Raw genomic sequence first — 13,585 nt, 5'->3', positions numbered from 1 at the left:
GTCAGATACCGCCATACCCTATCATGATCTGTGAGGCGACAGCCCCTCAGCGTCTTGTGGTCCTGAAAGCCGGTCTCGACGCGCTCTGACGGGGTGCGGCCCGGTGCCGCGGCTGGGCCCGGACCCGCCCGGTCAGACCGTCAGCGCCGCTTTGTGACGGCTATGCGGCAGACATCTGACACCATTGTTGCAGTGCGGCGATTTTGCATGGCGGCTATTCGCGAACCCGCCTTGAATCCCCTCGGGCACCTGCGCATATACAGCCCCGAATGGCGACACGTTCGTCCTTCCCCTTTTGCATACCGTCTCCTCCCCGAACGGGTATGCTAAACTGGGCCGGTCACCGCGATCCGCGGGGCCGGCCCTTTTCTTTTGTCGCGGCCCGCGCGCTGCCCTCACAAAAAAGCCCCCGCAGCATCCGCTGCAGGGGCTCTTTCGTTTCCAGTCTGCCACGTATCAGCCCAGCGTGGCGCGCAGCATCCAGGCGGTTTTTTCGTGGGCGGTGATGCGCGGGGCGACCAGATCGCTGGTGGCTTCATCGCCATGTTCCTCGGCGAGCTTGAGCGCCTTGCGCGCGGTGCGCACCACCTGCTCGTGGCCCTCCACCAGATTGGCCAGCATGGCGTTGGCGTCCGGGGTCTTGGCGTCATGCTTGATGCTGGCCGCAGCCGCCATCTCGTCATAGGACACCGGCGCCAGTACGCCCAGCGCGCGGATGCGCTCGGCAATCTCGTCGGTGGCCGCCCACAGCTCTGTGTACTGGGCCTCGAACATGGCGTGCAGATCGTGGAAGCGCGGTCCCGTCACGTTCCAGTGATAGGCGTGGGTCTTGAAATACAGCGCGTAGGTGTCAGCCAGCAGCGCCAGCACGGCCTTGGCCATGGTTTCGCGCTGGTCTTTCGACAGGCCCATATTGATGTCCATGTGCGGATGCCTCCTTCGGGTGGCTTGAATACGATGTCTCTATAGTGCCCCGCCCGCCGCCATCGTGTCCAACTGGTTTCACTGACATTGGCCATAGGCGCGGCCTATGGTCCTAACGCACGCCCCCGCAAAACGTTGCAATGCGCTTGCCCGCCTCTTCCAGCGCGGCATCGTCGGTGGCGTAGGACAGGCGGAAGCCCGGCGCCGCCCCGAACGCGGTGCCCGGCACCACCGCCACATGGGCTTCGGTCAGCAGCGCCTCGCACACATCAAGATCGGTGTTGAGCGCCATTCCGCCCGCGCTGGTCTTGCCGATCAGGCCGGCGCAATCGGCGAAGATATAGAAGGCACCCTCCGGCGTCGGCGCGGTCAGGCCCGGCGCGGCGTTGATCTTGGCGAGCATGGCATCGCGGCGCTTTTTGAAGGCGGCGTTGCGCGCGATCAGGAAGTCATGGGGGCCGTTCAGCGCCGCCACCGACGCCCACTGGCTGACCGAGCACGGATTGGAGGTGGTCTGGCTCATCACCTTGGCCATGGCCTTGATGAGCTTTTCCGGCCCCGCCGCATAGCCGATGCGCCAGCCGGTCATGGCATAGGCTTTCGACACGCCATTCATGGTCAGCGTGCGGTCATACAGGTCGGGCGCGACCTGCGCGATCGTGGCGAACTGAAAATCGTCATAGACGATGTGCTCATACATATCGTCGGTCAGGATGAGCACATGGGGGTGGGCGCGCAGCACCTCGGCCAGGCCTTTGAGATCGTCCGCTGTGTAGGCGGCGCCCGTCGGGTTGGACGGCGAGTTGAGCAGCACCCAGCGCGTGCGCGCCGTGATTGCCCGGTCCAGCGTCTCGGGCTTCAGCTTGAAGCCGTCGGCGACGCCCGCTTCGGCGAACACCGGCGTGGCGCCGCACAGCGCGGCCATTTCAGGATAGCTCACCCAGTAGGGCGTGGGGATCACCACCTCGTCGCCCGGATCCAGAGTGGCGGCAAACGCGTTATAGATCACCGGCTTGCCGCCGGGCGATACGTTCACCTGGGCCGGGGTGTAATCAAGCCCGTTATCGCGCTTGAACTTGGCGCAGATCGCCTGTTTCAGCGCCGGCAGCCCGTCCACATCGGTGTATTTGGTTTCCCCACGCGCAATGGCGTCGATGGCGGCCTGCTTGATATGGTCGGGCGTGTCGAAATCGGGTTCCCCGGCACCCAGACCGATCACGTCCACGCCTTGCGCCTTGAGCTCGCGCGCCTTCTGGCTCACCGCGATGGTGGCCGAGGGCTTCACCCGCTTCAGGGCGTCGGAAACGCGCATCAGGTCGGCGGCGTTGGTGTCGGGCATGGGCGTCAATTCCTGGCTGTGCCGGCGCCAGGGCGGCGCAGGCGGACGAAATGGGTCTCGTTGGCGTGCGCGCCTTCGAGCTGAGTGTGCGTTACGACAAGCCGGTACACGCTTTCAAGGCCCGGCGGCCCCGCCGCGCCCCATCCCGGGCGCGGATCATCGCGCAGCCGGGCCAGTCCACCGGTATTGGACGCCATGGCTTCGCCGTGCAGACCGTGCGCGGACAGGAAGCCGGCGATCTGGGTCAGCGCCTTTTCATGGCCGAATACACCGGCCAGCGGCGTGTCATCTCCGGGGCTGCGATAGAGGTTGAAACTCACCGCCAGTGCCAGACGGCCCGTAATCTGCGCGCGGCCCTGCTCGACCACCGCCTGCACGGGCACCACCGGACCGGCGGCGCTGTCGATGGCCGCCACGGCCATGTCCACGTCGCCAGCCTCGAGGGCGGCCAGTACCGCCTCGATGGACTCCAGCAGAATCAGCCCCGCGCCATCGGCCAGCGTCAGCGCCGCACGGTGGGTGAAACTGCCCTCTGGTCCCAGGCACGCGGCGCGCATCAGCGCTCTCCCGATCGTGTTCAGGCCCGCAGTCTAGAGCGGCGCGGCCGGCTCTGCATCCCGGTCTGGCGCCCGCAAATGGCCTTGTTTGATCTTGAACCGGCCCCAATCCGGCCCTTGCGTCGCCCCGGCCCGGGAGAAACCTGCCTTCATCGGGCGTTCATCAGTATGAACGTTCGCTGACCGGGAGGATGAATGATGCCCCGCCATACGACTGGAACCCGCCTGACCGGTGTTGTGCTCGCCGGGCTTTGCTTCATCGCCGCAGCCTGGATGTTCCATGCCGGCCCGCGTCAGTCCGGCGCGCTCTTTGTGGCCGCCGACACGGCGGCATCAGCCCAGCGCTGAGCCACGGCGGGCTCCAAGTCTCACTGTGAATTTAATTGAAGCGGGGCCGCGCCTCGGCCATGTCTGGTCGCTGTGAGCGAAAATCCCCCTACAGCCCGCCCGCCTGCCGGGCCGGGGCCTTCGGACTGGCGCGCTGCCGCCCGAACCCCGCGCGCGGCGGGCCTGGCCGGCGCGGGTGCGCTCCACCTGTTGGCACTGGCCGGATTGATCGCCCTGCCCCCCGTCGTGCGCCCGCCCGAGCCCGCGCCCGCCGCGTCAGGCCCGGGTGCCTTCTACGTGTTTGTCGCCGATGGTGCCCAGAGCGATGCGCCGCTGTTCGAGCCGCCGCTTTCCGACGAGGTCGGCCCCGATGGAATGCCAGGCGGCGGCGAGGGTGCGGGCAGCGGTCAGGGTTCGGGCGATGGCGATGCGGGTGCGGGAGACACCGGCGAGACGGCTGAGGCGGATTCAGAGTCTGATCAAGGCGCCGAGCCTGTCGAGGGGCCCGAAATCGAGGCCGAAACGCCGCCTGTGCCATCCGATCCCGCCGAAGACCCCGAAACCCGGCCTGATGACCCCGAAACACAGCCGGACGACCCCACAGGCGTCGTTTTTGAACCCATGGAAAGCAGGGATAGGCCTGCGGACAGCGCCGCGCCGCGTCCGGCTCCGTCGCGGGCTGATAGCCCCTCGACTATCCCCGCCCCGGTGCCCTCGCCGGCTGACCCCGACGCGCCGGTGACGACGCTTCAGCCTCAGCGCGCCGAGCCTGGCGGTGCAGGCGAATCGGCGCTCGATATCGACGCCTTGATGTCACAGATGGCGATCTCGCTGGACCCGGACGACTACCGCATGATCCAGGGTGCCGTGGCCTCACGCCTCGTTGTGCGCGATTCCTTCTGCCTGTCCTCATCTGACGCCAACCGCGAGGCGGGAGATTGCCCCGACCATGGCCCGGCGAGCGAGATTGATCTGGCGCAATTTGGACTTACGGGTTTTGGCGCCACCCCGCCGCGCTTCCTGGAAGACATGAGCCGGCTGGAGTTCGAGCTGGCCCAGCTGGGCGCTGGCGGCAGCCAGATCCGCCGCATCATGACACAGCTCGCCGCCGCCCGGCGGGCGGTCATCGAGCAGCCCGCCCTTACGCGCGAAATGGACCGGATCGCCGGCGACCGCACGGATGCCCAGGGCTTCCGCGCGCCCATCACGCCGCAGCGCGCGCGCGATCCGTCCGGCGAGCCCTAGACCGCATCGGCAAAAGTGGGAACCGGTTTTCGGATAAATTGCGCTCTCAATCAAAGGCGTAGAGTGTGCGGCCTGACGCAGTCAGGCCGGATCACGCTCTAAGGCTTGGTTTTTCGCACTTTCGAACTGCGAACCCGGTTCCGACTTTCGCTGAAAACGCTCTAGCCGGCCTGCAATTTCTTGAAGAATTCGAACACCTTGCCATAGGGCGGGAAGACCAGGCGGCTGGGGTGCCAGACCGGTGCCTCGAATACCGCACGCTCATGGGTGAAGGTCAGGAACCCGGTCTCGCCGTGATAGGCACCCTGACCCGATGCGCCGACGCCGCCAAAGGGCATGTCCTCCACCGACAGATGCAGCATGGGCAGGTTCACACCTGCCCCGCCAGACATCGTTCGGGCCAGAAAATCGCGCGCCGTGGCGTTCGATTTTGAATACACATACAGCGCCAGCGGCCGGTCACGGTCATTGATGAAGCGGGCCGCATCCGACAGCCCGTCATGGCCCAGCACCGGCAGGACGGGACCAAAAATCTCCTCGCGCATCAGGGCGCTGTCCAGCGGGGGGTCAATCACCACCGTCGGCGGGAAAATGCGCGTATTGCCGGCCTTGCCCGGTTCGAAGTCTGCCTGGAGCACCTCAGCCCCGGCTGCGCGCGCTTCCTCAACCATGCCGGTCAGGCGGGCGTGATGCTTTTCGGAAATGATGGCCGTGTAGTCGCCATTTCCCGCCACGTCAGGCCACATGGCGTCCGCCTCACGCATCACCGCTTCAGCGAACTTCCGCTGGCCGCCGCGCGGGACGAGGGCGTAGTCCGGGGCCACGCAGGTCTGGCCGGCATTGAAATACTTGCCCCAGGCAATGGTCTTGGCAGCCTGGTCCAGGTCGAAGTCTGGCGCGATCACCGCAGGCGACTTGCCGCCCAGCTCCAGCGTTACCGGGGTGAGGTTTTCCGCTGCTGCCTTGGCTACCAGCCGGCCCACCGGGGTCGAGCCGGTATAGAAAAGATGGTCAAACGGCAGTGCGCAGAACGCTTTGGCCACATCCGGACCGCCTGTGATCACGGCCACATGATCGTCGTTGAACAGCTCAGACAGGGTTTCGTGGAGCAGTTCGGCCGTGCGGGGCGTGAATTCGCTGGGCTTGATCATCGCCCGGCAGCCGGCTGCCAGTGCTGCCACCAGCGGGGCCAGCGCCAGCTGCATGGAGTAATTCCACGGCGAGACAATCCCCGCCACGCCCTTGGGTTCCCGGCGCACATAGGCCTTGCCCGGTGCCAGCGTCATGGGCACAGGCTTGCGCCGTGAGGCGGCCCAATGGCTGAGATGCTGGCGTGCATGCTTGGCGCTGGCGATGACAAACCCGGCCTCGGCGATGGCGGTTTCGGCCTTGGAGCGGCGGCCGAAATCGGCGTCGATGGCGGCGGCGAAGTCCGCCCCGCGCGCCTTGACCATGGCTTCCAGTTTCTTCAGGTCGGATTTGCGCTCGCCCACCGGGCGGTGGCGCTCGGCCTCGAAGGCGGCTTTCTGGGCTTTGAGGAGGGCGTTCATACGCGCAAGGGCGTCGGCGTCGCTCATGGGTGTGGTCCCTGTTTCAGCTGTGGTCGGCCAGGATCATATCGGCAGCACGGGTGGCGATCATCATGGTCGGCGCGTTGGTATTGCCGCCCACCACGCGGGGCATGACAGACGCGTCCACCACCCGCAGCCCTTCGACTCCTCGCACCCGGCACTGGGGGTCGGTGACGGCCAGCTCGCCTGTTCCCATCGCGCACGACGACGTGGGATGGTAGAGCGTTTCGGCGTTCGCCCGCACATGATCAAGCAGCTGCGCGCGTGTGCCGTTGGCGGCGGAGGGCAATTCCAGTTCCTGGAACTCACCGTCAAAGGCGTCGCTCAACAGGATATCGCGGGCGATTTCCAGGCAATCGGTCATCACTTCCACATCCTCCTCGTGATCCATGTAGTTGGGATCTATCAGGACGGGATCGCGCGGATCGGCGCTGGCAAGACGAAGCTGGCCGCGGCTTTGCGGATAAAGGTGGCAGGCGTGAACCATCATGCCATGCCCGGTCATGGTCTCGCGCCCGTGGGGGCTGCCCCGCGCCGGGATAAAGACCAGCTGGATGTCAGGCAAATCCTGCGCCCGGCTGGATTTCACAAACCCGCAGCCCTGCACCGGATTGACGGTGAACTTTCCTGTGCCCGTCAGCGCCCACTGAAGCACATCGCGCGCCGTCGCCGGGAATTTGCGCCAGGAGTATCCGATCGATGTCGCCATCTTGGTCGAGGCCCGGGCCATGATGTCGAGATGGTCCTGCAGATTGGCACCCACACCCGGGACATCGGCTTCGACAGAAATGCCGTGCTCGCGTAAATGATCGGACGGACCTATCCCTGACAGCATCAGGAGCTGGGGCGAATTGACCGCGCCTCCGGACGCGATCACCTCGCGGGCGGCCTCGATAATGCGAACCTCACCCTCCACCTCGATTTCCACACCCGCGGCGCGGCCGTTTTCCACCAGGATGCGCCGGGCCAGCGCGCCGGTGATTACCGTCAGATTGGGCCGGCCAAGCACAGGTTTGAGGAAGGCGTCCGCCGCCGAGCAGCGCTTGGCACCCTTCTGGGTGACCTGATAGGGGCCGAACCCCTCCTGGGCCGCGCCATTATGGTCGGGATTTTCGGGAATCTGACGCCGGCGGCAGGCCTCGAAATAGCGCTGGGTCAACGGGTTGAGCGGTGAAATGGTCTTGACATTCAGTGGTCCGCCCTGGCCGTGCCAGGGTTCGCCATGGTTCTCGTTGTGCTCGACGCGCTTGAACGCTTCCAGCGCCGCCTCCCGGCCCCAGCCCTCAGCCCCGTAGGCCCGCTCCCATTCGTCGTAATTCTCCAGCGCGCCGCGCATGTAGTGCATGGCATTGATGGAAGAGGACCCGCCCAGCGCCTTGCCTCGCGGCCAGTAAAGCTTGCGGTCGTGAAGGTGGCGCTGAGGCTGCGTCCAGTAATTCCAGTTGATGGATTCCTGAGTGATCGCAAACTGCAGCAGCATGGGCGTTCTGATGACCGCCTTGTTGTCGCTGCCGCCGGCCTCGATCAGGCAGACCGTGACCGAAGGGTCTGCGGACAGGCGGTTGGCCAGCACGCATCCCGCCGAGCCTGCGCCGGCGATGATGTAGTCATGGACCGCGCTCACGGCTCGATCCCGCCTTCGCCGTCATCATCAACGGATGCAAGACCGGTCCGAGGCACCAGCGGAGAGACATGCTCCGCGATCGCCCGAAACACCGCGGCGGACTCAAAATACCGCTCAGCGAAACCCGGATCGCCGGCATTCATCGCGATCACCACGCCGCGCCGCCGGTCGACCCAGATATACTGGCCGAACACGCCCGCCGCATAGAACTCCCCGTCATGGTCTTCGGGCACCCAGACATGCAGGCCATAGCCCCGGCCGGGATAGGGCGTCGCCCCCGGCTCCTGAAAGGGCGTATTGGGCGTGCTCGCCCTCTCCACAAAGCCTTCTGACAGCATGCGCGCCCCGTTCCACATCCCGTTCTGCAACAGGAACTGGCCGAAGCGGGCATAGTCCTCGCTGGTCGCCTGCAGGCAGCAATAGCCGATGGGCACGCCACGATCCCCGGCCAGGTTCTGCAGCCAGCTGGCCTCACCCGTCATGCCCAGCGGTGCCCACAGTTCGCGCTCGACGATCTCAGCCAGCGGCGCGCGATACACCGCGCGCACCACCGCAGACAGCACATGGGAGTTGGGGCTGACATAATGCATGTCCTCGCCGGGCGCGCGATTGCTGGCGATCTCGCCGACCATCGCATCCACATTGCGCCCCAGAATGAAGGCATTGAAAAAAAGCGGGCGCACGTCGGACGGCCGCTCGGGCGAGTACTCCTCGTTGAAATCCACTCCCGCCGACATCATCAGCAAGTGGCGCAGGCTCACCGCGCCATAATCGGTTCCGGCAAATTGCGGCGCGTACTGACCAGCCGGATCATCAAGGCTGTCGATCAGCCCGTCCTCCATCGCCTTGGCGATCAGTACGGCGACAACGGTTTTGGCCACCGACCAGGAGGTGAAGCGCGTCCCGGAATCGGCACCCAGGCGGAATTCCTGCGCCGTGACGACCCCGTCATGCAACACTGTCAGGCCGATGACGCCGGCTTCTTCGAGATAGGTCTCGAGGCGTTTTTCTTCGCCCATCCACGCATAGGACACCTCAAGCGGCGTGACGGCGCGCGGCAAGGGCGCAGGCGCTGTCGCCGCGATGGGGCGCGAGGGCAGGATGGAGTCCAGGCGCTGGAAGGTCTGCGGATAGGCATCCGGATCGTCCATGGCCCGAATGCTGGCAGGCGAATAGGGCGACCAGGGCCGGTAATACCAGCCGGTGCCGGCGATGACGGCGGCCAGTACCAGTGCCAGCGCGCCAATCAGGATCCTATTGAGCATCAATGTCCTCCCCCTTGCGCCCGCCTTGAGCTGGCGAGTCGTCAGGAACGGAAGTGAACACCTTTCACGAATGAAACGCCAGTCAGTCCTCGCGCGCAGTCTATTCGCTCAGGCGCACCCTGAGGATAGCGCCGTCAGGGGCATCCGTCAGAACCCACAGCGCCCCGTCCGGACCGCTCAGCACATGGCGCAGCCGTTCGTCGCGCTCAGCCAGCAAACGCGTCTCGCGCACCACGGCACCATTGTCATCAATTTCCAGCCGGTGCAGGGCCCGTCCGGCCAGCGCCGTCACGTAGATATCCCCCTGATGCAGCGCGAGTCCCGAGGGCGCGATGGACGGGGTCCAGACATGTGCCGGCTCGGCGAACCCTTGCAGGCTGCTGAACGGGGTGATCTGTGCGCCGGTATAGTCGATGCCCTGGCTGACAATCGGCCAGCCATAATTCACGCCGGGCTCGACCAGATTGAGTTCATCGCCGCCCTGCGGTCCGTGCTCATGGGACCAGAGGCGGCCCGTCTCAGGGTCATGCGCGATGCCCTGCACATTGCGGTGGCCATAGCTGTAGACGAACGCGGCGGGTCCGCCGTCCGCGAAGAAGGGATTGTCGGGCGGCGCCGATCCATCGGCCGCCAGCCGCACGATCACGCCCAGATGATCATCGCGTGACTGGGCACGCTCGCGGTAGGCGAAACCGTCGCCCAGGGTCAGGATCAGGCTCCCATCCGGCAGAAACGCCAGCCGCCCGCCATAGTGATGCTCGGTAGACCGGTCCGGCACGGCGCGGAAAATGGTTTCGCCCCCGACAAGGGCCGTGCCGTCAAACCGGGCGCGGTAGAGGGCGGTATGATTGGCGGTGCCGGTTCCGGCCGAATAGCTGAGATAGATGATCTGGCTCTGCGCGAAATCCGGCGCCAGCACGATGTCCAGCAGTCCGCCTTGTCCGCCCGAAAACGCGTCCTCAGGGCCGCCTGTGACAGGATCGGCCGACACAGCCCCGTCCGCCGTGACCAGACGAATCGCGCCATTGCGTTCGGTCACCAGACGCCGACCGTCAGGCAGGAAGGCGAGCCCCCACGGGAAATCCAGGCCTTGGGCAAAGACCTCGACCTGATAGCTGTTTGGGTCCGCAGACGGGGCCGGGTCCGGGGCGGGCTGAGAACAGGCACCCGCAATCAGGGCCAGCGCGCCGGCCTTCAGGGCGCAGGACAATCTCATCATGGCAGGCCTCCCGGGCAATTGAGCACGGCACGCGCACGTTCAGCGCGCCAACGCATTCCGTTTTCGTGTCATCTGGTCCAACATAGACCGGCTCGGCTGCGCGCGCACGTGCCGTTCGCGCCATTTTCGGGGGAGACCGTCGCCATGGGCGTTATCCGTATTGCCGCCGCCTGGCTGGCCGCTGTCGTGTTCATGGCGCTGGCCGGAACCGCAGTCCAGACGGGATTTGTGCTCGGGGCGCTGGCCGATGTGGGCGCTCCGGTCACCAGCGGTGACGCGCTGGGCATGATCGCAGCGGATCTGGCGGGTCTGGCACCGATCTATGGCGCGCTCATTGCCATCGCCTTTGCCGCCGCTTTTCTGGCGGGTGGTCTGGTGGTCCGGTTTTCGCCCTTGCCACGCTTCATCGTCTATGGCGGTGCCGGGCTGATCGCCATGGCCGTGATGCTGGCGGCCATGGAGCCGGTTTTTTTCGGCATCCAGCCCATCGCCGGTGCCCGCAGCCTGGCCGGTCAGGGCGTCCAGGCGGGGCTGGGCTGCCTGTCCGGTTTCATCTATGCCGCGCTGGCCCGCCGCCGCTAGCCGTGCCTTTCCTGAAGGTTAACAGCTGTGGACGGCGCGCGGACGGGCTGTGGCCTTTGCGCCACGGTCATGGCGGGGCGTGCACGGTGCAGGGCGGGCACCCAAGATCAGTACATGACAATGATGTAAAGCCCGCTTAGGGTTTGCAGCGTGCGGGAGAACAACCGGCCCACGGTTGCCCCGTCATCATCATCAGGGGGAGGAAGCCCGAATGAACCGATTTACCAAAGCGGCCGCGCTTGGCGCAACCGCACTGGCCGCTGGACTCGTCACCACTGCCGCCCAAGCGCAGGTCGATGTCATCACAGTGACCGCGCAAAAGCGCGAACAGACCTTGCAGGAAGTGCCTATCGCGGTGACCGTGGTGCAGGCCGAGACAATCCAGAACGCACAGATCGTGGATGCGCTCGACCTTCAATCCGTCATTCCGTCCCTGCGGGTCAGCCAGCTCGAGCGCAGCTCGAATACGACCTTCATCATTCGCGGCCAGGGCAATGGGGCGAACAATCCCGGCATCGAGCCGTCGGTTGCCGTTTACATTGATGGTGTCTTCCGCCCGCGCGCCGGCTCGGCCCTGTCCGACCTGATGGGCATTGAGCGCGTCGAAGTCCTGCGTGGCCCGCAATCGACCCTGTTCGGGAAAAACGCCACGGCTGGCGTGGTGAGCATCGTCACCCAGGAGCCCCAGTTCGAGGTTGGCTCCACCCTCGAGGTGACGTTGGGCAATTTGAACCAGCGCATCGTCAGGGGCTCGGTCACCGGGCCGCTCACTGAAAACCTTGCCTTCTCCCTGTCGGGCAGCAGCAATACCCGCAGCGGGTATTACGAAAATCTCGGAACCGGCGGCGACTTCAATGACCGCAACCGCTGGGCCTTGCGTGGCCAGGCCCTGTTTACGCCCACCAATAATCTCTCGTTCCGTCTCATTGCCGACTGGGATGAATTGGACGAGCGTTGCTGCGGCACCGACCGGGTGATCGACGGCGTCACGGCACCGCTGATCCGCAACCTGCTGGGCGGCCAGACGTCGGCCGGAGCCGGATTCGAGTATCAGATCGCGAGTGATTTCGCGAACGAGAACAAGATCCAGAACGCCGGCATATCGCTTCAGGCCGACTGGAATCTGAGCGATAATCTGGCGCTCAGCTCGATCACCGCTTACCGGATCTACGACGACTTCGTCGACTTCGAAGGCGATTTCACCACGCTTGCGCTGCTTGGTGAAAACACCCGCGGTCTGGACGTGGAGACCTTCACCCAGGAATTCCGTCTGACCGGTGACTGGAATAATCGCGCCTTCTTCCTGCTCGGCGCGTTCTTCTCCGACGAAGACATGACAGTGACCGATTCGCGCATCTATGGCGCGGACGCACGGCCCTATGTGGATCTGCTCACGGCGACCGGCACCATCACCATCGCGCCGGGCGTGGTTATTCCCAACCCGGCGACCAGCACCATCACCGCGCTCGAGGCGGCGACCGGCTTCCCCGCCGGCACGTTCTATGGCGCCGGCCGCGGCACGCGCTTCACAGCGGAGCAATCTGACCGCCAGATGCAGCTGTTCGGTCAGGTTGATTTCGATGTCACCGAGCGCCTGACGCTGACGGCCGGCCTCGCCTATTTCCAGAGCGAGAAAGAGGTCGACTTCACCAATGTTGTGCGCAACAACCCGTTCTCTGACCTGAACCTCGTTCAGGTTGGCTTCGGCTTGCTGCTGCAAGGTGCCGGCGTTGCCAATCCTAACGATCCGGCTCAAGTCGGCGCATTTGCAGCCGCCAACCCGGCGGCGTTTGCGGCGATCCAGGCGGCGTCCACTACCTTCCCCAGCAGCGGCGCGCCGCTGTCCAACCCGCTGCTCACCCTGTTCCAGCAGGGCCTTCAGCCGCTGAGCGCCATGACGCCGTTCCCGAACGCCGTCGAAGACGGGCGGACCGACGACTCTGACTGGCCTTACACGCTGCGTGCGGCCTATGAGCTCACGGACAATTTCAATGTCTATGCGTCGTTCGCCCGCGGTTTCAAAGCGTCGTCCTGGAACCTGACGCCTGACACCCGTCCGGCCTCGGCCGACGTGGCCGCCCTGCGTGCGGCTGGCCAGCTTGCCGCCGACAACGCGCTCGGCCTGCCCACCATCGTCAACACCGCCGAGGCCCTTGGCGTGGCGGGCAACCAGCGCTTCGCGCGTCCGGAAATCACCGAGACGTTCGAGATCGGGGTCAAAAGCCAGTTCGACTGGGGCTTCGTGAACGTGGCATTCTTCGACCAGACGATTGTGGACTTCCAGTCCTCGATCTTCCAGGGGGCCGGGTTCGCGGTCATCAACGCTGGTGAGCAGAGCGCGCGGGGCGTGGAATTTGACGCCGCCATCAGCCCGTCTGCGATCCCGGGCCTGACCCTCAGTGTGTCGGGCATCTGGATGGACGCCGAGTTCGACGACTTCCCGGGTGCCCCGGTGGTTTCGGGCAGCCCCGAGGATCTGGCCGACGGTGTGCCGGATGGCAGAGGTGATCTGTCCGGTGTCGCCGTCGCCGGCATTCCTGAATTCGCGGGCTCGTTCGGCTTCCAGTACACGCGCGATGTCAGTTACGGCCAAGCCTTTGTCCGGGCTGATTACCAGTATGAGTCGGAAACGAACCTTGGCAACAGCTTGCCCGGTACGCTCACCCGGCAAGTGGGCACCTTTAACGCGGGCCTTGGGGTCAACCTCAATAACGGCCTCGAGGCGCTGCTGTGGGGCCGCAACCTGAACAATGACGAATACTACACGGCGGGCTTCCCGACGACGCTGCAGCCGGGTTCGTTCTCGACCTATGCGAACCAGCCGCGCACGTACGGTGTGACCCTGCGCGCCCGCTTCTAGGCGGCGTCAGGTTCAAGCCTGCTCTCTTTGCGGCGCCGGGCACCTGCCCGGCGCCGCTTTTCTTTGTGCGCG

The 13,585-nt window shown here is 65.4% G+C and carries 11 protein-coding genes; 4 read left to right on the top strand and 7 right to left on the bottom strand.

The genetic code is table 11. The features are described from left to right. Positions 1–456 precede the first annotated feature (456 nt). From L2D00_10920 to L2D00_10910, 3 genes are all read right to left on the bottom strand, one after another. Complete coding sequence (locus L2D00_10920; GenBank protein ID WBQ12355.1) at positions 457–924, bottom strand: DNA starvation/stationary phase protection protein; 468 nt, start codon at positions 922–924, stop codon at positions 457–459. Between the two features lie 112 nt (positions 925–1,036). Next, positions 1,037–2,263, bottom strand: a complete 1,227-nt coding sequence (locus L2D00_10915; protein ID WBQ12354.1) for a pyridoxal phosphate-dependent aminotransferase — start codon at positions 2,261–2,263, stop codon at positions 1,037–1,039. A gap of 5 nt (positions 2,264–2,268) precedes the next feature. Further along, positions 2,269–2,820, bottom strand: a complete 552-nt coding sequence (locus L2D00_10910; protein WBQ12353.1) for a hypothetical protein — start codon at positions 2,818–2,820, stop codon at positions 2,269–2,271. Positions 2,821–3,015: 195 nt separating this feature from the next. Here L2D00_10910 and L2D00_10905 point away from each other — a divergent pair, with 195 nt between their 5' ends. Both L2D00_10905 and L2D00_10900 read left to right on the top strand, forming a co-directional pair. Beyond that, entirely contained in the window at positions 3,016–3,168 is a 153-nt protein-coding gene (locus L2D00_10905; GenBank protein ID WBQ12352.1) for a hypothetical protein, read from the top strand. Between the two features lie 72 nt (positions 3,169–3,240). Beyond that, entirely contained in the window at positions 3,241–4,392 is a 1,152-nt protein-coding gene (locus L2D00_10900) for a hypothetical protein (GenBank protein WBQ12351.1), read from the top strand. Positions 4,393–4,553: 161 nt separating this feature from the next. Here the strand turns inward: L2D00_10900 and L2D00_10895 are convergent, their stop codons facing one another. The 4 genes from L2D00_10895 to L2D00_10880 form a co-directional block, all read right to left on the bottom strand. Further along, complete coding sequence (locus L2D00_10895) at positions 4,554–5,969, bottom strand: aldehyde dehydrogenase family protein (protein ID WBQ12350.1); 1,416 nt, start codon at positions 5,967–5,969, stop codon at positions 4,554–4,556. A gap of 16 nt (positions 5,970–5,985) precedes the next feature. Further along, positions 5,986–7,587, bottom strand: coding sequence for a GMC family oxidoreductase N-terminal domain-containing protein (locus tag L2D00_10890; protein ID WBQ12349.1), 1,602 nt, complete (start codon positions 7,585–7,587; stop codon positions 5,986–5,988). Then, positions 7,584–8,852 (bottom strand): beta-lactamase family protein, encoded by a 1,269-nt coding sequence (locus L2D00_10885; protein ID WBQ12348.1) that lies wholly within the window; start codon positions 8,850–8,852, stop codon positions 7,584–7,586. Before L2D00_10885 ends, L2D00_10890 begins: the two co-directional genes overlap by 4 nt. Positions 8,853–8,952: 100 nt before the next feature. Further along, entirely contained in the window at positions 8,953–10,071 is a 1,119-nt protein-coding gene (locus L2D00_10880) for a PQQ-dependent sugar dehydrogenase (GenBank protein ID WBQ12347.1), read from the bottom strand. Positions 10,072–10,215: 144 nt separating this feature from the next. Here L2D00_10880 and L2D00_10875 point away from each other — a divergent pair, with 144 nt between their 5' ends. After that, on the top strand, positions 10,216–10,653 hold the full coding sequence (locus L2D00_10875; protein WBQ12346.1) for a hypothetical protein: 438 nt from the start codon (positions 10,216–10,218) through the stop codon (positions 10,651–10,653). Positions 10,654–10,864: 211 nt separating this feature from the next. After that, entirely contained in the window at positions 10,865–13,513 is a 2,649-nt protein-coding gene (locus L2D00_10870; GenBank protein WBQ12345.1) for a TonB-dependent receptor, read from the top strand. Positions 13,514–13,585: the final 72 nt, after the last annotated feature.

Source organism: Hyphomonadaceae bacterium BL14 (genome assembly GCA_027627705.1).
Lineage (GTDB): Bacteria > Pseudomonadota > Alphaproteobacteria > Caulobacterales > Maricaulaceae > Oceanicaulis.
The sequence above is the reverse complement of the archived record's forward strand: the minus strand, read 5'-3'. Positions and strand labels throughout refer to the sequence as shown.